Source organism: Streptomyces sp. NPDC006335, from assembly GCF_040612795.1.
Lineage (GTDB): Bacteria > Actinomycetota > Actinomycetes > Streptomycetales > Streptomycetaceae > Streptomyces.
On sequence record NZ_JBEXQX010000034.1, the window covers coordinates 1 to 18,885 of the forward strand.

General features: G+C 66.5%; 18 protein-coding genes and 5 pseudogenes. 12 read left to right on the top strand and 11 right to left on the bottom strand.

Going from position 1 to position 18,885, the window contains the following annotated elements; all coding sequences use genetic code 11:
- A partial coding sequence (locus tag ABZ098_RS43795; RefSeq protein ID WP_356600485.1) for a hypothetical protein occupies nucleotides 1-594 on the top strand: 594 nt, incomplete at its 5' end.
- Nucleotides 595-1,122: 528 nt separating this feature from the next.
- On the opposite strand, the gene ABZ098_RS43800 is transcribed toward ABZ098_RS43795, so the two are convergent.
- Complete coding sequence (locus ABZ098_RS43800) at nucleotides 1,123-1,410, bottom strand: DUF6207 family protein (protein WP_356600487.1); 288 nt, start codon at nucleotides 1,408-1,410, stop codon at nucleotides 1,123-1,125.
- A gap of 84 nt (nucleotides 1,411-1,494) precedes the next feature.
- Between ABZ098_RS43800 and ABZ098_RS43805 the strand changes: the two genes are divergently transcribed.
- From ABZ098_RS43805 to ABZ098_RS43820, 4 genes are all read left to right on the top strand, one after another.
- Entirely contained in the window at nucleotides 1,495-1,746 is a 252-nt protein-coding gene (locus ABZ098_RS43805; protein WP_356600489.1) for a hypothetical protein, read from the top strand.
- Between the two features lie 36 nt (nucleotides 1,747-1,782).
- Nucleotides 1,783-2,142 carry a hypothetical protein gene (locus ABZ098_RS43810; RefSeq protein ID WP_356600491.1) on the top strand — a complete coding sequence of 120 codons (360 nt, stop codon included), beginning with the start codon at nucleotides 1,783-1,785 and terminating at the stop codon, nucleotides 2,140-2,142.
- A 155-nt stretch (nucleotides 2,143-2,297) separates the two neighbouring features.
- Entirely contained in the window at nucleotides 2,298-3,893 is a 1,596-nt protein-coding gene (locus ABZ098_RS43815; RefSeq protein WP_356600493.1) for an NF041680 family putative transposase, read from the top strand.
- Entirely contained in the window at nucleotides 3,818-4,495 is a 678-nt protein-coding gene (locus ABZ098_RS43820; RefSeq protein WP_356600495.1) for a phosphotransferase, read from the top strand. The genes ABZ098_RS43815 and ABZ098_RS43820 overlap by 76 nt, the downstream gene beginning before the upstream one ends.
- Before the next feature lie 74 nt (nucleotides 4,496-4,569).
- Here the strand turns inward: ABZ098_RS43820 and ABZ098_RS43825 are convergent, their stop codons facing one another.
- Together ABZ098_RS43825 and ABZ098_RS43830 are read right to left on the bottom strand one after the other, a co-directional pair.
- Nucleotides 4,570-4,992 (bottom strand): hypothetical protein, encoded by a 423-nt coding sequence (locus ABZ098_RS43825; protein WP_356600497.1) that lies wholly within the window; start codon nucleotides 4,990-4,992, stop codon nucleotides 4,570-4,572.
- A gap of 96 nt (nucleotides 4,993-5,088) precedes the next feature.
- A pseudogene (locus ABZ098_RS43830) lies at nucleotides 5,089-5,920 on the bottom strand (IS5 family transposase).
- Between the two features lie 708 nt (nucleotides 5,921-6,628).
- Between ABZ098_RS43830 and ABZ098_RS43835 the strand changes: the two are divergent.
- Nucleotides 6,629-6,940, top strand: coding sequence for a hypothetical protein (locus ABZ098_RS43835; RefSeq protein ID WP_356600498.1), 312 nt, complete (start codon nucleotides 6,629-6,631; stop codon nucleotides 6,938-6,940).
- A 332-nt stretch (nucleotides 6,941-7,272) separates the two neighbouring features.
- Here the strand turns inward: ABZ098_RS43835 and ABZ098_RS43840 are convergent, their stop codons facing one another.
- Together ABZ098_RS43840 and ABZ098_RS43845 are read right to left on the bottom strand one after the other, a co-directional pair.
- On the bottom strand, nucleotides 7,273-7,650 hold the full coding sequence (locus ABZ098_RS43840; RefSeq protein ID WP_356600500.1) for an HAD hydrolase-like protein: 378 nt from the start codon (nucleotides 7,648-7,650) through the stop codon (nucleotides 7,273-7,275).
- 381 nt (nucleotides 7,651-8,031) lie between these two features.
- Nucleotides 8,032-8,945 (bottom strand): annotated as a pseudogene (locus ABZ098_RS43845) (Ku protein).
- Between the two features lie 94 nt (nucleotides 8,946-9,039).
- Here ABZ098_RS43845 and ABZ098_RS43850 point away from each other — a divergent pair.
- Nucleotides 9,040-9,255 (top strand): hypothetical protein, encoded by a 216-nt coding sequence (locus ABZ098_RS43850; protein WP_356600502.1) that lies wholly within the window; start codon nucleotides 9,040-9,042, stop codon nucleotides 9,253-9,255.
- A gap of 68 nt (nucleotides 9,256-9,323) precedes the next feature.
- Here the strand turns inward: ABZ098_RS43850 and ABZ098_RS43855 are convergent, their stop codons facing one another.
- The 4 genes and pseudogenes from ABZ098_RS43855 to ABZ098_RS43870 all read right to left on the bottom strand — a co-directional run.
- A complete protein-coding gene (locus ABZ098_RS43855) occupies nucleotides 9,324-9,761 on the bottom strand; it encodes an SMI1/KNR4 family protein (RefSeq protein WP_356600504.1) in 438 nt (145 codons plus the stop codon).
- Nucleotides 9,762-9,852: 91 nt separating this feature from the next.
- Nucleotides 9,853-10,713: a hypothetical protein gene (locus tag ABZ098_RS43860; RefSeq protein WP_356600506.1), complete on the bottom strand. Its 861-nt coding sequence runs from the start codon at nucleotides 10,711-10,713 to the stop codon at nucleotides 9,853-9,855.
- Nucleotides 10,714-10,718: 5 nt separating this feature from the next.
- Nucleotides 10,719-10,901: a hypothetical protein gene (locus ABZ098_RS43865; RefSeq protein WP_356600508.1), complete on the bottom strand. Its 183-nt coding sequence runs from the start codon at nucleotides 10,899-10,901 to the stop codon at nucleotides 10,719-10,721.
- Between the two features lie 5 nt (nucleotides 10,902-10,906).
- Nucleotides 10,907-11,101: pseudogene (locus ABZ098_RS43870) on the bottom strand (hypothetical protein); the annotation flags it as partial.
- A 9-nt stretch (nucleotides 11,102-11,110) separates the two neighbouring features.
- Here ABZ098_RS43870 and ABZ098_RS43875 point away from each other — a divergent pair.
- The 3 genes and pseudogenes from ABZ098_RS43875 (at nucleotide 11,111) to ABZ098_RS43885 (ending at nucleotide 14,668) form a co-directional block, all read left to right on the top strand.
- Nucleotides 11,111-12,232 (top strand): annotated as a pseudogene (locus ABZ098_RS43875) (IS630 family transposase).
- A 46-nt stretch (nucleotides 12,233-12,278) separates the two neighbouring features.
- Entirely contained in the window at nucleotides 12,279-12,587 is a 309-nt protein-coding gene (locus tag ABZ098_RS43880) for an immunity 53 family protein (protein WP_356600510.1), read from the top strand.
- A gap of 1,007 nt (nucleotides 12,588-13,594) precedes the next feature.
- Nucleotides 13,595-14,668 carry a hypothetical protein gene (locus tag ABZ098_RS43885; protein WP_356600512.1) on the top strand — a complete coding sequence of 358 codons (1,074 nt, stop codon included), beginning with the start codon at nucleotides 13,595-13,597 and terminating at the stop codon, nucleotides 14,666-14,668.
- A 424-nt stretch (nucleotides 14,669-15,092) separates the two neighbouring features.
- On the opposite strand, the pseudogene ABZ098_RS43890 reads toward ABZ098_RS43885, so the two are convergent.
- Together ABZ098_RS43890 and ABZ098_RS43895 are read right to left on the bottom strand one after the other, a co-directional pair.
- Nucleotides 15,093-15,757: pseudogene (locus ABZ098_RS43890) on the bottom strand (transposase).
- A gap of 224 nt (nucleotides 15,758-15,981) precedes the next feature.
- The gene (locus tag ABZ098_RS43895; RefSeq protein ID WP_356600514.1) at nucleotides 15,982-16,761 is read right to left on the bottom strand and encodes an aminoglycoside phosphotransferase family protein; all 780 of its coding nucleotides are present in this window, start codon (nucleotides 16,759-16,761) and stop codon (nucleotides 15,982-15,984) included.
- Nucleotides 16,762-16,946: 185 nt separating this feature from the next.
- Here ABZ098_RS43895 and ABZ098_RS43900 point away from each other — a divergent pair, with 185 nt between their 5' ends.
- Nucleotides 16,947-17,717: a transposase family protein gene (locus ABZ098_RS43900; RefSeq protein WP_356600516.1), complete on the top strand. Its 771-nt coding sequence runs from the start codon at nucleotides 16,947-16,949 to the stop codon at nucleotides 17,715-17,717.
- Nucleotides 17,718-18,478: 761 nt separating this feature from the next.
- Nucleotides 18,479-18,877 carry a hypothetical protein gene (locus ABZ098_RS43905; RefSeq protein WP_356600518.1) on the top strand — a complete coding sequence of 133 codons (399 nt, stop codon included), beginning with the start codon at nucleotides 18,479-18,481 and terminating at the stop codon, nucleotides 18,875-18,877.
- Nucleotides 18,878-18,885: the final 8 nt, after the last annotated feature.

Genomic DNA, 18,885 nt, shown 5'->3' on the forward strand with positions numbered 1-18,885 from the left:
CCGCAGACAGGAAAAATCCTCATCGCGGGAGGTGAGCGGGCGGGTTCTGTGGAGTTCATCAGGAAGGTCAGCGAATTCAGTACCGCGACGGAATTGGCGCTGCCGGACGAGCAGTCGGTGACGTCCGCGTTCTTCGGCCGGATCACGCTGTCGGAGGACCTCCAGCTGTACAACATTGCCCTGCCCAACTCCGCTGACCGGCAGGTGTGGGACGTTCTCGTCAAGGGTGCGGTAGGGACCTTGGTGCTGGCTGATCCCCGTTGCCTGGCGGACTGCCACGACGTACTCAACTACCTCGACGGCTGCGGCATGCCGTACGTCCTGGCCCTGCGCGGCAGTTCGGAGTCTTGCCTTTACGGCCTCGCCGAGATCAGAGAGGCGCTCGGGCTGTCAGGAGATACCCCCGTCCTGTTCTGGGAGCCCGACCGGAAGATGAGCGCCAGGTCAGCACTCATCGCAGTGGTGGAAGCCGCGTTGGACGACCACGCACGAAGGTCTGAAGCATCAGTGGGGGACGCGCCCCTCGATGAGGAACTCACAGCGCTGACTCTCCTGGCGCAGCTGGAGTCACTTCTGAGACCAACGCCGACGTAGACAGAACTCCGGAAGAGCCGGGCGGTCGGTACCGGAATCGTGGTACCGACCGCAGACTTCCAGACCTGCACCGGCGCCTGGGTGCCTGCCTACCAGGCAGGTTCTTCTGCCGGTCGCTGATTGGCCGGGCGTTCGGTCGTGGCCGAGTTCGGGGAGGAGCGGGGAGCAGCCGGAACGCAGTTCGCTGAGCAGAACCGTGACGGAACACCAGGGTCCCAGCCGTAGGCGTTGAGGCGGCCGCGGCAGGTCGCGCAGGCGCCGGAGGCCTTCCGAAGGTGCCGTGCTTCGGTGCGCGCCACGTTGTGCAGGCGAAGACGCTCCCGTTCGATCGCGTGCTGCATGGCCAGTGTTTCCTCTTCGCTCCAGAACATGTCATCGAGCTCATCGGGCGCCGCGTGAGGCCTGCCGGCCCTTGCGCGCCGCGGTGAAGGCGAGTACGCGCGGATAACGAGCGCGTTGGGGGTCGGGTGTGGCACGGTGGACGCAAGGCTGGCTCCGTCGCTTTCCCCCGTAGCGACGGAGCCAGCCTCACTCAGTGCTCCCGCGCGCCCGCTCCGTTGCGAAGCGTTCGTCGGATACCTGGCGCAGGTCGGCATACATCCGCAGCCGCACACCTGGCTGTCCGCCATCCCGGGTGGTGGGCTCGGCGGGCGTCGTTGTCCAGATGCGGGCGATCGCCGCGTGGAAGGCGAGCACGGTGTCATCGTCGAGGCCTGCCACGTCGATGACGAGCAGGCCCGGTTCCGACAGGTGAGTGTCTCGGATCGGGTCCACGTCTGTCAGTACGCGCTCGGAACGGCGCCGGTTCTGCGCCAAGCACGGATTCACCCGTCCGGGGCACTGATGCTCCTATAGATCGCCAAGGGCACTGAGGCACGAGGCGCACGGTACTTTCACTTCATGCCACTGACTCCCGACGACGAAGTCCGCAGCCGCGACGAACTGGTTTCCTTCGTTGAAGGCCTGCGCGAGGACTACCTGCGCAGGGGGCACGAATGGGAGAACCAGACCCTCGACCGCTTCCTTGAGGCTCTGGCGGCATGGATGCATGCCTCGCCGGGCTGGTACCGGAACTTCGGGAAGGAGCTCCCGGATGGCGGGGACTGGACCTTTCTGGCGCGAGCGCTTCAGGCCGCCACCGTCTATGAGTGAACGTTCGCTGTCAGTGCCGGCATCTACCGTCAGGGCATGACCAGTTCGCCGAACTCTCCCGACCGCGGTTGGGTGTTGCAGGCCACCATCTGGGCGGCGCCGGCCGCCGCCCCTCAATGGAAAGAGCAGCTGAACCGGCTCCGCCCGATCGCATCATTCGATGACACCACGAAGACGTGGCAGGCCCGTCTCGGCGCCCTCGATCTGGAGGGACTGAACGTTCTGCAGACTCTCCTCGACGCCGCCAGCACCCATGGCACCCGGGTGCGTCTGGAACCTGCGCCTGTCCCGGAATGCTGGGACGGCCCCGTCTTCACAAGTGAGCCGGACGTGGCCGCTCTGCTGGAGGCACAGGCCGACCAGGGGCGCCCGCTCGGTCAGTTGCCTCTGGGCTGAGCTTGTCGTTTAAGGTTCCGGTCCGAAATGGGACTCGAGCTTGGGCGCTCACCTGGGCATTCGCCGGACGGGTGGACGGCCCCGGCTTGATCATGTGCTCCGACCAAAGACGCACGTGATCAGACCGGGGCCGTGAGATGAGTGTGCTGCAACAGATGGAGAAGCGGACAGCGTTCGCGACGCTGTCACGTTTCCGGGCGGAGTTCTACGAGTGCCTGAACGGACGCGGGGACGCGTTGTTCGAGCTGGCCGGCGCTTTGCTGTGCACGGAGGGGCCGGTGCGGACGCTGGTAGACCTCGCGTTGGCGCCCGAGCATCGTCGTGGTCACGGCGCTTTGTACGGCGGTCTGAATAACGGCCGCCTGGGCGTGGCCCGGCTGCGCCGGACGCTCGCCGGGCTGCCGCTGCCGAAGGCGGCAGACGGACGTCTGGTCCTGGCCGCAGATGTCTCGCCCTGGCTGCGGCCGGATGCTGCCACCGCTCCGGACCGCTCGTTCTGCCACACCTACGGCCGCGGCGAGGGCAGGCACCAGATGATCCCCGGGTGGCCGTACTCGGTCGTCGCCGCGCTGGAGACGGGTCGCACGTCGTGGACCGCGCCGCTGGACGCCATCAGTCTGGGGCCTGGCGCGGACGTCGCTGCCGTCACTACCGCACAGATCCACGACCTCGTCGAACGACTGATCGCCGCCGGACAGTGGACGGACGGCGATCCGTACGTCCTGATCGTGCTGGATGCGGGCTACGACGCCCCGCGCATCGCCCACCTCCTGGAGGGCCTGCCCGTCGAAATTCTCGGCCGGATGCGCTCTGACCGCGTCCTTCGCCGGCCTATCCCGCCCCGCGTCTATGACCCCAAGGGCGGCCGGCCGCCCAAGCACGGCGGCGAGTTCGTCTTCGGTGACCCGGATACCTGGGGAACCGAGCAGGCCGTGACCGTCACCGACACCCGCCTCTACGGAAAGGCCACCGCACGGGCGTGGGACCGACTGCACCCCAGGCTCACCAGACGAGCGGCCTGGCTCGACCACGACGGACCGCTGCCCCTCATCGAGGGCACTGTCATCCGCCTCCGCGTCGAACGCCTCCCCAGCGGTGGGGAGAACAAGCCGGTCTGGCTGTGGTGGTCCAGGACCGGCGCCACCAGGGCGGACATCGACCGCTGCTGGCAGTCCTTCCTCCGCCGCTTCGACCTGGAACACACCTTTCGAATGATCAAGCAGACCCTCGGCTGGACGAAGCCGAGACAGCGTAGCCCGCAAGCAGCAGACCGTTGGACCTGGCTGGTCGTCGCCGCCCACACCCAGCTCCGGCTCGCCCGCCCGCTCGCCGCCGATCTGCGCCGTCCCTGGGAGAAACCGGCCGAGCCGAACAGGCTCACCCCTGCCCGCGTCCGCCGAGGGCTCCGGAACCTGCGGGCGAAAATGGCCTCCCAGCGCGTGCACCCAAACCTTCCCGCCCCGGCCCCGGGCGCCCACCGGGCTCCAAGAACCGTCGTGCGGCAACGCGTCAAGAAGTCGGACGCGTCCTCGCCACCGGTGAGGCATGCACCCGCCCGGCCCACCACAAGAAGGGCACCAAGCCACGGCGCACGGGGAAGGAAGGCGTTTCCGCCGACGGATAGGGTCCCTGCATGCAGACGGGTGGGTTACTCGGCTCCGGCCGCAGCGCGGACGTGTTCGCCATCGATGATCACTGGGTCCTTCGCCGATACCGCGACGGCGGCGACGTCACCGCCGAAGCCGCTGTGATGGTCTACCTCGAGGAGCACGGGTATCCGGTGCCACGCCTCCGGGACTCGGCGGGCGCCGGTCACAGCACGGCGCCGCGAACCGACCTGGTGATGCAGCGGCTGCACGGCCCGTCCATGCTTCAGGCGCTGTTGCAGGGCATGATCACGGCCGAGGAAGCAGGAGCGGGGCTCGCCAATCTGCTGCACCGTCTGCACTCGGTTCCCGCACGGGTCTCCGCCGATCCCGTCAATCGGATCCTCCACCTCGACCTGCACCCGGACAACGTGATGCTCACGCCGGGCAGGCCCGTGGTGATCGACTGGCGCAACGCCGAGGAAGGGCCGCCCGGACTGGACTGGGGAATGTCGGCCCTGATCCTGGCGCAGGTCGCTGTCGGCAACACGGCCCTGGCGGCGCTGGCCCGGGCAGTACTCGCCTCACTGCTGACACACCTCGGCCCCGCGATCACCCTGGGCAACACCGACTCCGGATGCCTTGCGGAAGCCAGAAAGAGACGGGCGGCCGACCCGTCAATGAACGAGAGCGAGACGCATCTTCTCGATGGAGCCATGGAGTTGATACTTGAGCTAACGCCCGCCCGACCTTTAACGACAAGCTGAGAGGGTGTTTTCTGCCGATACTTCGCCCGGAAGTGGCATCGTTTCACGCACGTCCGGCAGTCCGCGGCGGAGAGCTACCGAGTGCCGCCCGAGGCCGTCCGGAAGTCGGCCACGAGCTGGTGCGCGTACTCGTCCTCAGGACCTAGACACTCAACCGCTTCGTGGGCTTCCTGAAGCTGGCCTCTTCCACACAGCAACTTCACGAGGTGATACAAGGCACTACTGTCGCCAGCCTCAGCACGGTGGCGCAGCGTTGTGTCCATCCCCCGCTCGTGAAGTGATCTGTTAAGTCGCCGACGCGCGTGGACGTCTGTGAGTGCGAGTTCGGTGAGCTGGCCGAATCGCTCCGCACGAACGAGCAAATCCATGTGCCACAGATGATTGTCGTGCGCGAGGAAATCGGTGGAGTAGCACTCGGCACGAGCGCTCACCAGCGAGATGGCTGCATCCCAATCACCGGTCTGTTCAGCTGCTTGTACCCGCTCGCGCCATTCCACAGGGCGAGTATCGCGCAGCACTTACCACGACGACACCGAGAATCGGTACCAGCGAGCATCCTTCGGGCGGCTCCTGGGTGGGCATGTACTTGTGCTTCAGGCTCCTCGCCAGGTTGGTGTGGATTCGTGGGTGAGGCGGCGGGTCATGAGGGCGATCATCGCGATGTAGATCATGGCGGTGGAGCGGGCGGGCAGGTCTTCGTAGTCGCGGGCCAGGCGTCGGTGGTGCATCAGCCAGCCCAGGGTGCGCTCGACCACCGGGGCAGGACCTTGAAGCCCCTCGTGCCGGGGGCACGTCGGACGACTTCGAGGTCGATGCAGTGGCGGGCGGCGTGGTCGACGAGGTATTCGCGGTAGCCGCGGTCGGCCCAGCCTTTGCGGAGGCCGGGGTGGTCGGCGGCGAGGCGGTTAAGGAGGCGTTCACCGGCGACGAGTCCTGGATGCTGGCGGCGGTGACCAGCACGGTGAGCATCAGGCCGGTCGTGTCGATGATGATGCTGCGCTTGCGGCCGACGATTCGTTTGCCCACGTCAGCGCCCTGTTCACGGGCGGGGACGTTGGTCGAGGTCTTCACGCTCTGGGCGTCTGTCACGAAGCCGGTCGGTTCCGCATTGCGGCCCTCTTCCTCGCGGACCCGGCGCCGCAAAAGGGCGTTGAGATGCTCGAAGATGCCGTCCTTCTCCCACCGGCCGAAGTAGCCGTAGACGGTGTTCCAGTGCGGGTAGTCGTGCGGCAGGTAGCGCCAGGGGATGCCAGTGCGGGCGACGTGGAGGATCGCGTCGAGAAGGTCGCGCAGATCGTGCTGGGGCGGGGTGCCGATGTTGAGCCCGTGGCGGGCCTTGTCGTCCCGCCAGCTCGTCAACAGCGGTTCTACCAAGGCCCATCGGGCGTCGGACAGGTCGCTGGGATACCGCCGCCGTTCGCTCATACTGCCAGGAGGCCGCAAGCGTGAGCGGAACGGCAGGGCGCGCGGGACCGGAGCTGAAGCATTCAGCCTGAATCAGCGCCTGTCGGGATGAAACAGGAGCAAATAGGGCGCAACAATGACTTCGCTGTCTCCTCCACCCCACCCGAACCTTCGCCCCCTCCGACCCCACCAATCACTCGCCATCAAACGCATGAAACATGACAGAGGCAGCCTAAACGCCCTCTGAGTAGGTGTTTTTCAACCTCGATGCCGCAGGTCAGAGGCGGTGTGTTGCCAGTGGTGCAGAACCCACCGTTCCCCGTCGGCGCTTCTCCGCGTTGGCCCGAGTGCCATCAGCTACCAGCACACGCCCCCGACGTGGGCCCCAGCAAAAGCCCATGACCGTCACAACGGAGAGGGCTGACGTCAGCGTCGGGTGACAGGCCGGCAAGCTCATCGACACGCGCCAGCGGGCCAGCTCCGGGCAGGCGCGCCACTTATAGCAGGAGGGCGTCCAACACGTCCACCCTTTCGAGGAATTCCACAACGTTGGACTGCGGCATTCTGCGATCACATACTGACTCGGTCTCTACTGGTTCCTGCCTGCACCAGGTCACCCGCACACGCCGTACCCGGACACGACCGGTGACGGCCCGGGTAGATGTTGAAAGACACCTACTCAGGCGCGCAGGCGCTGGGCCACCACCACACGACAACGGAGGACGCCCTATGGCATCACGCAAAGTTCTCTTCACCTCTCTGGTGGCAGCGGCCGCCCTCGCCTGTGCGGCAGGACCGGCGGTCGCGGCCCCTGCCCAGGACGCATCCGTGACGGGGAACGTCCCGTGGTGCGTCTCGACGGACATCTACAACGAGGCTTCCGGGCAGGTCGCGTGGGTGTGGAACGCATGCGGCAACACGCAACGGGCACGGGTCGTTATCGGCTGGGGGCCGGACAGCGACTGCTTCACCATTCCCCCGGGCTCGGGGGCGGCCTACCACTTCACCTTCGGCAACTACGCCTTGACGGAAACGTGCTGAACGATATGGCCCAGCCGTGAGGGGCTGGTCGAACCATCGTGGCTGATGGACGCGGCAGGGGGTCGAGTCCACACTGACCATGCTCCAGTCGATCCGGCCTTCCAGTAGTTCGAAGAACAAGGACGCCTCGCCGTCCGTTCGGTTGATCTCGCTGGTGACAGCGGCACACGCGGTATCCAGGTTCTTGTCGATGACGGTGGCGGGGGCCGGGAAGGTCGTCATGGACGGGGGTTCTCCTTACGGAACATGAGAGGGGGCGGCTGGGGCGGTTTGAGCGCGCCAGCCGCCCCTTTTCGCTGTCAAGGAGTGGGTCTTGGCAGCCGCTGGAGTGTTCAGGTGCCGTTGCGCACGAGCTTGACCAGCAGGTCGGTATCCCGCAGATCGGGGAGGACCACCTCGGCGCCGGCGCCGGCGCCGGCGCCGGCGCCGAGGAGGGCGGCTTCGTCGCTGCGGCCGCCGGCTACGGCGATCACGCGCACGCCGTTGGTGTGGGCTCCCTCGATGTCGGCCGGGGTATCCCCGATCAGCACGGCGGCGTCCGCGGCCGTGTCGGCGCGCTCCAGCGACAGGCGGACGAGGCCAGCGCGTACGTCGTGGTCCTCCCCGTAGGCGCCCAGCTCCCACAAAATCAGGGTGTCCAGGCCGAAGAGGTGCAGGTCACGACGGTGTTCGTGTTTCGCCGGTACTTGGTGCAGTGCCGCGCTCGCCACGGGTAGGGCACGGCGTCGGCTGGGGACGCGACGTAGTGCACGTGAACTTCTGGGGCTCGGCAGCGAGTCGAGACTGTCGGGACGTGCCGTGCTGTTGAGGGCTCTCGCAAACTGTCCTGACCTTGATGCCCGTGCAACGGCTGACGGGGGGCGCGGCAAACGTCGACGTCGAACGCCAATCAGCCTCGACGCAGACCGGCACCTCCTCGCCGGGGCCAGAACAGATAACGGCGTCGCCCTCGCCGCCGCCGTGCACCGTGAGCCGGTCCGCGAAATGCGGGCCCTGCTCATCCACCGCACCGAGTGCCGGGCGCCACCCATTCCGCTTGCACGCACGAGCCATCGCGCCACCTCGACCGCCACAACCGCGATGTGCACTGTTCAGGCGCTGCGCGCCCTGCGCCCGGTGGTCTTCTTCGCAGCGGTCTTCTTCGTGCCCGCCTTCTTGGCCGGCTGCTTCCTCGCCGTCTTCTTGGCCGTGGTCTTCTTCGGCAGCTCGTGTACGTCGGCGTCCTCGCCGCGCGATGCCTTGGCCTTCTCGACCGACTCGGTGAGAGCGGCCATGAGGTCGAGGACCTTCGCCGGCTGCTCAGGCTCTGGCGCCTCCGGAAGGGGCTTGTCTTCCCGCTTCGACTCGATGATCTTCGCGAGGGCGTCGGTGTAGGTGTCCTCGAACTCGGGACCGTCGAGGTCATCGCGCGACATCGACTCCATCAAGGCGAGCGCCACCTCGATCTCTTCCTCCGACACCGTCTCGTGCGGCGGGCGACAACGCCCGGGGCGCGGATCTCGTCCGGCCAGTGCATCGCATGCAGCACAATCACGTCATCGCGGATCCGCAGCAGACCGAGACGTTCGCGCCGCTCCACGCGTACTTGGCGACCGCCACCTTCGACGACCGGCTCAGCGCCTGCACCAGGAGTTTGTAGGGCTTCGCCGCCACCTGGCCGTCGGGGGCGAGGTAGTAGCCGTCGCCGATCCGGATCGGATCGATGGACTCCAGCGGCACGAACGCTTCGATCTCGATCGCCTTCGCCGTGGGCAGCGGCAGCTCCCGAAGGTCCGCATCGGAGACGGCGACGATCTGGTCCTTGGCGTACTCGTAGCCCTTGCCGATCTCCGACTGGGCGACCTCACGGTCCTCCAGCTCGCACACCTTCTTCACCCGCACCCGGCCCATGTCCTCCAGGTGGTACTGATGGAAGGCGATGCTGGTTCTCGGTCGCGCTGACCACGTGAATAGGTACGTTGACCAGGCCAAACGAGATGGCACCGTTCCACACAGTTCGGGGCATGACGAACCTCCGCGTGAGCCCCGAGCAGCACCAGCCTACGACCACCACCACTGACCCGCATGCGCGCACGAGCCCTCCACCGCACGCTGGTGCCATGACCACCACGAAGCCCGTCATCATCTATCCGTCGGCAGAGGACGGCGGCCGACGCGTACGCGTCGACGACCGGTTCGTAGGGCTCGCATACGGTCTGCTGGACGTCGCCGAGTTCCTGCGCCTCGCGGGCCTGGACGACGTGGACGATGTGTGGGTGCAGCAGTCCGCGCTGATCGAGTGGCGCGGCGGCGGCGCGCAGGACTGGGTGCACTGACGTAAGGCCCCCGGCCGGCGAGGTGGGCGGCCCCCGGCGTCGGGGCGGCGTGCTTGCTGACTGCCGCGCTACATCTGATACCAGTCGTCGCCGCTGCCTTGCAGCGCGCGGCTGAGGTAGTCCTGGAGATTGCTGGCGACCCATCGACGGCTGTCGCTCTCGTGTTCCCAGACGAAGATGTCGGGACGCTCGGGCGTATGCACGAAGGCGAACTGGTCGCCGCCCCCGTTGTCCCCGAAGAAGAGGAAGGGGGTGAACGGCATGTAGAGCTGCCCGAGCGTCTGGTCGGCCCAGAAGTGAAGGTTCGTCTGGACGATCTGGTCGATGGACCAGACGGTGTCCACGTGGACGTGGCCGATGATCCCGTTGGTCTCGAGGAGCAATCCCCGAAGGTCTGTCGGCAGCGTTTGCCCGCGCCGGGTCTCCGCCGCGATCAGTTCGGGAGCCTGGGCTGGCTTACGCAATCCGACCCCCGGAAACACCGCTGTCGCCGCTTCTCTCCACATGATCCGGAGCCTAGCCAACCACCTACAGAGCGCCTGCACTACACAGAGTTCCGCCTGCCGGGCCCCGGCCTTCCCGGTCAAAGCAGAGCGCTCAGGTGGGGCGACATCCGCGTGTGTCGTCTGGGCGACCGCTTCTGTGCTGGTGAGGTGCCGACGTGGGACGCGCGCTGATGGCGAGGGCGGCGGGGTAGAGGACTTGGTGCCCGTAGCGGGCCCGGGCCCGATCAGCCACGGCTTCGATCGCGAGGAGTTTGTCGTCGTCGGCGTCGACGGTGAGCTGCCGGGTGGCCCGGTCGTCGGGCCGAAGGGCATCGGCACGTACCGCGATGCTGCGGGCCCGGGCGCGCTGGAGGCCGAGGGAGTCGTACACGGCGTACGCCGTGCGGGCCACGAGGACGGTGTGCTGGGTGGCTTCGGGCAGGGTCCTGCTGTGTCGGGTGGCACTGAGATCGGCGTTGCGGACCGTCAAGGTCACGCCCGTGGCGATCTGGCTGGAGGTGCGCAGGCGGGCCCCGAGGTCGTCGGCGAGGGCGAGCAGGACGCGCCGGTGGGCGGCCGGGTCGAGTTCATCGCGGGCAAAGTGGTGCTCCGTGCTGAGACTCGCCGGGGCCGGCGTGGGGTCGACGATGGTGGTGTCGAGGCCGTGGGCGTGCTCATGGGGGGCGCGGGCGCCGAGCAGGCGCTGCAGTGTGCCCTGGGGGACGTCGGCGACGTCGCCGACGGTGTGCAGGCCGCACTCGGCGAGCGTGGCAGCCGTCTTCGCGCCCACGCCGGGCAGCTCACGCACCGGCCGGGGCCGCAGGAAGGCGGCGATGGCCTCGGGGCGGTCGTCGATGACGGTGCGCCGGTCCGGTGGGGTGAGGGCGCAGGCCATGGCGGCAAGCATCCGGTTGCCCGCACAGCCCGCGGAACTGGGCAGGCCGAAGTGGGCGAGGACACGCAGTTGGACCACTTCGGTCAGGCCCGGGCGTCGCGCTTCCAGTAGGGGAGTGCGCCGGTGAGGTCGAGGACGGCCATGTCCGGCTCGATCATCTGCACGCGGGGCGTGATGCCTTCGAGCAGGCGGCGCAGCCGCTCGGAAAGTTCGGCGTCCGGTTCGACCGGGAGGCCGAAACGCAGGTGGAGGATGTGACGGCCCATAGTGATCACCCCGCGCTTCCCTGGCTGCGGCCGAGCCGGCGCAGGTCTGCTGAGCGGGTGCCGGCGGGCTGGAGGTCCGCGTACGGGTGCAGGTGGGCCCCGGCCGTACCGTCGGCCAGGGTGCGTTGCGGGGTGGGCGAGCCTGCGGGGGTGGGGGAGGGGGTGGTGCGGCCGAGGAGGTCGAGGGCGGCCTGGGGGCCGGAGGCGTGGTGGCCGAGCCCGTCCGTGTGCGCAGACTGACCGACCAGGAGGGGCAGAAGCTGCAGCAGATCGTGCGCCGGGGCAGCACCAGTTTGGTGCGTTACCGGCGCGCGATGATGCTGCTGGCCTCGGCCGGCGGGAACCGGGTGCCGGTGATCGCCCAGCTGGTCCAGGCCGAGAGGACACCGTCCGGGACGTGATCCACCGCTTCAACGAGATCGGCCTGGCCTGCTTGGACCCTCGGTGGGCGGGAGGCCGTCCCCGCCAACTCAGCGATGACGACGAGGACTTCGTCATCGCGACGGCCACCACCCGCCCGGTCAAGCTCGACCAGCCGTTCACCCGCTGGTCGCTGCGCAAGCTGGTCGCCTACCTGCGCAAAGTGCACGGCCGGGTGATCCGCATCGGCCGCGAGGCATTACGGTCCCTGCTCGCCCGCCGCGGCGTCACCTTCCAGCACACCAAGACCTGGAAGGAGTCCCCGGACCCCGACCGTGAGGCGAAGCTGGACCGTATCGAGCACGTTATGGACCGCTTCCCGGACCGGGTCTTCGCCTTCGACGAATTCCGGCCCGCTGGGGATCCGGCCCACCGCTGGCTCGGGCTGGGCGAAACGGAAGCATCCCGACCGGGTGCCGACCACCTACCACCGCGCCCACGGAGTCCGGTACTTCCACGGCTGCTACTCGGTGGGCGACGACCGCCTGTGGGGCGTGAACCGGCGCAAGAAGGGAGCCGTGAACACGCTGGCTGCGCTGAAGTCGATCCGCGCTGCCCGGCCCGACGGCGCCCCGATCTACGTGGTCCTGGACAACCTGTCCGCCCACAAAGGCTCCGACATCCGCCGCTGGGCGAAGAAACACAAGGTCGAGTTGTGCTTCACCCCGACCTACGCCTCGTGGGCGAACCCCATCGAAGCGCACTTCGGACCGCTGCGGCAGTTCACGATCGCCAACTCGAACCACCCCAACCACACCGTGCAGACCCGGGCCCTGCACGCCTACCTCCGCTGGCGCAACGCCAACGCCCGCCACCGCGACGTCCTGGCCGCCGAACGCAAGCAACGCGCCCGCATCCGCAGCGAGAAGGGCATCCGCTGGGGTGGACGACCACTCGCCACCGCGGCCTGAGCGACCCGGCCAACCTATGGTCAGAGCACTACTAGCATCCCCTGTCATGAGCGATTCGGAAGATGTCCTTGACTGGCTGCAGCACTGGTACGCCGCGCAGTGCAACGAGGACTGGGAGCACGAGTGGGGCCTGAAGATCGCCACGCTCGACAACCCCGGCTGGACCGTCACCATCGACCTGGAGGAGACGGACCTGGAGCAACGCGAATACCCCCGCCAGGACGTCAACCGCAGCGCTCACGACTGGGTCTGGGCATGGACTTCCGAGAAGACCTTTCACGCCAGATGCGGCCCCGGCAATCTCACCGAAGCCCTCGCCCTGTTCCGCTCCTGGGCGACCGCGAACACTCCTTGAACAATCGCACAGCGGCAGGACGCCAACCCAGTGAACCTATGCGGTCACAGCACTAGCGCTCGTGGAGGCGCCCGACGACCTCCTGGTGGCCGTCCGGCGGTAGAAGCACACCGATGCGTGAGGGCTCCGCGGCGTGTTCGCCACGGCTACCACTCCTGCTCCTCACCGCCCGAGGCCGCCGCGAGGGCGTGCCTGAGCTTGCTGGGGCGTCCGGTCGCTCGGGCCCGGCGACGTCGTTCCAAAGGCATGCGTGAGGATCACGGCGGTGAGGTCGCGCTCAGTCAAGCACTGCTGAAGCAGCGATTATCTCTCCGGCCGGAGGGTCGGCTGAGGTCATGTCGCGTTTCGTGGATACGTCCCGATTCGCCTAGCAGACCTGTGTGTTGGCAACCAGGCGAGCCGACCCGCATGATGTAAGGGACGTCTCATCCATCCCCTGGCGCCAAAGGCGGAGACATGGTTGCTGACACCCTGGCGGCTCTGGCTTCGGCGGCCGGCGCCGCGGCAGCAAGTGCATTTGGGACGGATGCCTGGACAGCAATGCGAGCACGTGTGGCTGAGGTCTTCGGCCGCGGCGATAGGGAACGGACTGTGGCCGCCCTGCGCCGGATTGACGAGTCGACCATGGCGTTGAGCGAGGATGGGCGCTCTGCCGACATCACACGGACGAGCACCCTGTTGGCTGCGTCACTTGAAGCTCAGTTCGCGGCCCTGCTTGATTCTTTGAGAGAAGCAGACCAAGAGGCCGTTGCTGTCCTGCTCCGCGCCTTGCTCGCTGAACGGTCGCCGACTGCAGGTGGGGTCGCAAACGGGACTTCTACGACCACCGTCCGAGGTGATGTCACGCTTCACACCGAAGGAAATTCGATCGCAGTAGTTTCCAACCAGGGGGGTATTCACCTCCAACGCCCTCCCCAGCCGGGCCCGGGACACGTCGGGCACTGACCTCGTCCGGCGACCGAAAAGACCCACGTGCCCGAATCAATTCCGGTGTGCATGCTCAAGACATGGCTGTCGTAGTAGGCGAAGCAGATCATGTATCGATACAGGCATCCTGGACCCGACGCGACCTCTTGGCCGCACTTGGGTTGGTCCTGACCACTGGGCTGACGGCAACCGTGAGTGAAGTAATTTTTGCAGACTACGGAAGCCGGAGCACGAGTTCCAGAATTGATCTTGAAGCCAAGATTGAACGCTTCTTCTGGCACTTCGATAATCAAGAATACGCCAAGGCTTTGGCCATGGGTTTAACGATAACCGAATCGTATCGAGCAGGCGACCCGGCGCAATATTGCCGATGGTTAAATAATATAGCCTGCGTTTCGGTCTGGGACGGTCAATTCGAGCGAGCGCATGATTTCTTGAGCCGCGCATGCGGTGCATCAGTCGAGCCGAGTGCCTGGTGGCTGCCGATCGTCACCAGTAATCTTGCGTACGTGCGCTATCACCTCGGATGGCGAACCTACGACTTGATCCACCACGTCGAACAGGCGGTGCTGGACCTCCAGTCGACGCAGGTGCCCCGGCAGGCTGGTCCCTGGCTGCAGTTGTGGTCCCGCATGTCTCCGACAGGGGTTGCTGCACCAAACACGCTGGTTCCTCCCTTCGCGGTCCTGACTCGCCTCTACAGCAGGGAGGGAAGGTACCGGGAGGCCTTCGAAAGCGGAGAGAAGGACATTGAGATCCAGGGAGAAGCGGCGCAGGGAATGCGGATTATTCTCGGCCTAATCGCCCGCCCGGCTTACAGGGAAAGGGCTGCGTTCGAATACGTAGAGGAGGTGGACCAGATATATAGTCCCTCGTCGTCATCCGCACACATGATGGCACTGCGCGATGTGATCATTGCCGACCTAAAAGGGACGGCGCCTACCGACGAATACTCTTTCTCTGGCCAGGTGGGCTCCATTAAATCTGTGTACTACTCCTGGACCACCTTCGCGGACCTTAAGTATCTATTGGCGGCAAGTAACTCACGGCATCTGCGTAACGAGTTCGGACGTCGGGTTCTGGAAAGCTATGAAGAGTCGGAGCACTCGGGGTTGGAATCCGTCCAACGCATTCGCCGCCTGTTGGGAGCATAATGCGGCCACGACCCGGGAGAACTGCGTGCGTAGAGCCGCGCCGCCAGGGTCGGACCAATCCGCAGCCGACTTCGAGAGCTTCGAGCCAGGGGGACGCTGGCGCCCCTGCGTCACCCGCCGTAGTCGCACTCCGTCCGAAGCCCCCACCACACGTTCTTCTGGCCCACGTGGCACACGATGTTTCACATGAGAGGGGCCCGACGCTGCCGGGTATGGATGATCAGGACACCTACCCGGCGTCGGCCCCACTCCGGCGCAAGCTCTTCGACGGCCTCGGACGGGCCATACGAGCTCCGTTCACCCGACCTCCGCCGAAAGCCGCGCGGGCCTAGAGAAATTCCTTCACGCGTCTGAAGGGCTCCACGACGGCCGTAGCCGAGCGCCTAAGGGCTGTCCCGGAAAGATCTACGGTGTGCGACAGCCTCTATCCCACGAGGGTGAGGTTGTGCAGGCGGGCGATGCCGAGCATGGCGTGGTGAACGCCGTCGCCCTTGAGGCGGCAATCGCGAAGGATCTTCCTGGTCTTCAAGTGGGCGAAGGCATGCTCAACGCGGGCTCTGACCTGTTTGTGCGAGCGGTTGTGCTGCTGTTCCAGTCGGCCAGTTCCTCGTTGGCGCGGCGACGGTGGGGCATCACGAGTCCGGTCCCCGGGTGGCCGCCGTCGGCGATCGTCGTGGTGTGGCCAACCGCGGCCTTGACGCCGGACTCGACCCACGCCTTGCAGTCGTTGCGGTTGCCCGGCAGTGGCTGTCCGACCACGACGACCAGGCGGGTGTCGGCGTCGACGACGACCTGGTGGTTGGTGAAGTACCGGTAGTTCTTCGACTGTTCGGCGACCTCATGGTCGTGGGTCGGGACCAGGGTGCCGTCCACGATGAGTACGGTGTCCTTCGCGAAGCGGCGTCGAGGTTGCAGTGCCAGCAGCGCCCCAAGGTGATCGATGATGCGGTCGACTGCGGACTTCGAGATGCCGAACAGGGGGGGGCGTACTGGCGCATCGTCAAGTTCGTGCGCCAGTACGCCGTGACCAGCAGCGTCCGGTCGTCCAGCGACAAGCCCCTGGTCGTCCCCGGTGGTAGGTATCGACACCGGCGCGACGCAACACTGTCACCAGCTTTGCGAACTGGCGCGGGTTCAGCCCGGTGAACGGGGTCATCCAGGACGACTCCGACGCCGTGATCACACTAGCCATTGCAAGATCATCTCGTTCGTAGCCGACAGCTACGAGACGCCCCCGGATACGGCTCGGACGCCGAGGCGACAACAGCCATCGCGGGAACGGGCCAGCTCGGGTCGGCCGGGGCGGGCCGTGCTCAGCTGCCCGAACCGCCGAGAAGAACCGTGCGTTCCGATCGGAGCCAAGATCTCTCGGCCTCCATCTCGGACGCATCGCCGCGGGCGAGGAAGGTTGCCCATGGTTCGTGGCCCAGCCGGCCGAGTCGTTCGATGCGCTCTGCCTCGCGGGACTGGACGGCCTCCAGGGCATCGAGTACGTCTACCGGCCGTGCCCCGTAGGCGGCGCAAAGGGCGTCGAGGCGGACCCGAAGGGTGTGCACACCGGCGATCGATGCTCTTCGCTGCTGCTCGGCGGGGCGCAGCGGCACGGCGTACCAGGCTAGTTGTGCAAGGTCGTCGACGGCGTGGCCGGGCGCTGCGAAGTCCCAGTCGATGAAACCGGCCAGGCGGTCGCCGTTCCAGATGGAGTTCCATGGACCGAGGTCTCCATGCCTGATGATCATGCCGGGACTCCAGGCGTCCTCCTGGCCCTGCCATCGTGCGTCGGCCGGCGGCTGGAAGTCCCGGACAGCGTCGTGGTACTCGCGTAGCCAGCACCCCAGTTCGTTGATTCCGAGAGCCGATCGCAGAGCCGACGGCCAAGGTGAGAACGCGGGTTCGCCGTGTACCAGCGACAGCACCTCATCGGTGCCGTCAGTGCCAAGGACTCGCGGAGCCCGAGTGAAACCCTTCGTTTCCAGGTGGGTCAACAAGGCGTGCACCGCGGACGTCCACTCGCCGATGGGTCGGCGGATCGTCTCTCCGATCCGCCGCACTGTGGTCACGCTGCCCTTGTCCGTAGCGCCATCCGCGATCATTGGGTCAGCGTAGCCCTGTCGCCCACATCAGCGTCATGGACATCGGCGCCCGCAAACGTCAGCGCGAAACGCCCAAGACAAGCGCCAACCAGACCTTCTGGGTTGCAGTCCCCACGGATGCTGCCAGTTACGGGACAGCCCTTAAAGCGCGTTGCAGAAGGCCGTGATCAGGGCATTTCCCTTGTATGCGTGGGGTGTTGAGGGCTGATCCATTGTGGGTGGAGACGTTCACGGGGCTGCGGATGACGCAGTTCGAGCGGTTACTGAAGGCGGTGCGGGAGCGAGGCGGCGATGGGCCGCGGATCGGTCGGCCGTGGTGTCTGCCGCTTGCCGAGCGGGTGCTGGTGGTAGCGGTCTACTACCGGACGAACCTCACCATGCGGCAGCTTGCGCCGCTGTTCGGCATCTCGCCGGCGACGGTGTGCAGGGTCATCCAGCGGCTCGGCCCCCGCCTCGCGATCGCGCCGACCTCGCGTCCGGCCGATACCGCGGACCGGTTGTGGATCGTCGATGGCACCCTTGTCCCGGTCCGCGACCGAAAGGTCGGCGCCTCGAGCCGCACCTACCGGTTCTCCGCGAACGTGCAGGTCATCATCGACGCCGATACCCGCTTGGTCGTGGCCACCGCCCGTCCGGCTCCGGGCAACAAGGCCGACGCCCATGTCTGGCGCAACTCCGGTCTGCCGGAGCAGTGTCAGGGAGTCACGGTGCTCGGCGACGGCGCCTACATCAATACCGGCCTGGTCGTGCCGCACCGCAAACGACCCGGCCGGGCGCTGCTGGGCGGTGAGGAAGCCGACAACGCGGAACATCGCCGTGTCCGAGCGCGGGTCGAGCACGCGATCGGTCGCCTGAAGATCTACAAGATCCTCCGCGACTGCCGCCAGCACGGCGACGGCCTGCATCCCGCCGTCCAAGCGGTCGCGCACATGCACAACCTCGCCCTGTCCGCGTGATCAGCACAGCCGTAGACTGGTGCTGACCTGCAAACTCATCCCCTTCTGCAACGCGCTTCAGGCCCGGAAGAAGAACCTCAGGCGCGCGGGTACCGGTGCGTGGCCGGGTGGGGACCCGGCTGCCGACGGGCCCACTTTCGGTCATCTCACTTGAATCCGAACTTCGCCAACCATCGGTTCTTCACCTAAAGACTGCAGCAACCGCATGGAATCTTGGTGATCGGATGACCGGAGTGAAGTGCTGCTGTTTCACGCCACCTTGTTGATCTTCTCTTGCATATCTCAGTACCCGCCTGTCTACAGTGATCCCGCTCGTCCTCGAACGCGGCTGACCACCGCTCGAACAAGGGGGCGCGTATCGGAACGGCGACGGGGGGAGCCGCTTTGCGTCATCATGTCGACGCTCCCTGCCGAAAACGGAGGGATGCTGCTGGTTGACCAGATGGTGTTGCAGGCGCAGAAGTTAGTCAACGCGACGTACGGCAGTCGGACCAGTCCTTCGTGAAACTGCTGGTCACCGGCCTAGGGGTCTTCTCCACGTGGGCCTCTCTGCTGGTCTCGTTCGGTGATCAGTCGCCCAGGGCGACGACCTACGTGGTCAGTGCTGGCGCCCGCTGAGATTCCGGACCGAAAGGGCATAGTGCTCGCCGACGTAATAGGGCTGCCCCAGCATCGTCGTGCTGCCCGTTCACCAGTGAAGGGCCCAATGGTAAGCGGGGCCCGACGTCCGTCCACCACTGACCTTTTGCCACGCTGAGGCCATGAAGAGAATCCTTCCAGCATTCCTGTTGACCGTTGCGGTTCTGCTGTCGGGATGCAGCACAGACACCGGTCCGACCGCTGCCGGCGGCCCGCCGACCACCAGCGCGTCCCCGGTCGGTAGCGACAGAGATCTGGCGGCACGCTATCGCCGGGCCGGCGGAGACCCGGACGTGTACGGCATCAAGCACGCGACGAACCGGGATGGACTGCTGACCCTCACTGTATGGACCGTCAAGAAGTCCGGCTACGGGAGCGGCTTCGACAAGTTCGACGAGACGTTGACGTCCTTCCTGACCGCGACGGGCGTCAGCCTCCTTCAGGGCTACGTGCTCAACGTGTACGGCCCTGACGGGACCAGATTGCACCATTACGACACCACCAGGGAGAACTCCTCTTGAGACCGAGA

What these genes read in the sequence shown, in the direction of transcription:
- ABZ098_RS43855 (WP_356600504.1), bottom strand. Translation starts at nt 9,761, where the DNA reads ATGTGGAGAGAAGCGGCGACAGCGGTGTTTCCGGGGGTCGGATTGCGT.
- ABZ098_RS43905 (WP_356600518.1), top strand. Translation starts at nt 18,479, where the DNA reads ATGAAGAGAATCCTTCCAGCATTCCTGTTGACCGTTGCGGTTCTGCTG.
- ABZ098_RS43880 (WP_356600510.1), top strand. Translation starts at nt 12,279, where the DNA reads ATGAGCGATTCGGAAGATGTCCTTGACTGGCTGCAGCACTGGTACGCC.
- ABZ098_RS43865 (WP_356600508.1), bottom strand. Translation starts at nt 10,901, where the DNA reads ATGGGCCGTCACATCCTCCACCTGCGTTTCGGCCTCCCGGTCGAACCG.
- ABZ098_RS43810 (WP_356600491.1), top strand. Translation starts at nt 1,783, where the DNA reads ATGACCAGTTCGCCGAACTCTCCCGACCGCGGTTGGGTGTTGCAGGCC.
- ABZ098_RS43850 (WP_356600502.1), top strand. Translation starts at nt 9,040, where the DNA reads ATGACCACCACGAAGCCCGTCATCATCTATCCGTCGGCAGAGGACGGC.
- ABZ098_RS43895 (WP_356600514.1), bottom strand. Translation starts at nt 16,761, where the DNA reads ATGATCGCGGATGGCGCTACGGACAAGGGCAGCGTGACCACAGTGCGG.
- ABZ098_RS43815 (WP_356600493.1), top strand. Translation starts at nt 2,298, where the DNA reads ATGGAGAAGCGGACAGCGTTCGCGACGCTGTCACGTTTCCGGGCGGAG.
- ABZ098_RS43885 (WP_356600512.1), top strand. Translation starts at nt 13,595, where the DNA reads ATGGCTGTCGTAGTAGGCGAAGCAGATCATGTATCGATACAGGCATCC.
- ABZ098_RS43835 (WP_356600498.1), top strand. Translation starts at nt 6,629, where the DNA reads ATGGCATCACGCAAAGTTCTCTTCACCTCTCTGGTGGCAGCGGCCGCC.
- ABZ098_RS43805 (WP_356600489.1), top strand. Translation starts at nt 1,495, where the DNA reads ATGCCACTGACTCCCGACGACGAAGTCCGCAGCCGCGACGAACTGGTT.
- ABZ098_RS43900 (WP_356600516.1), top strand. Translation starts at nt 16,947, where the DNA reads ATGCGTGGGGTGTTGAGGGCTGATCCATTGTGGGTGGAGACGTTCACG.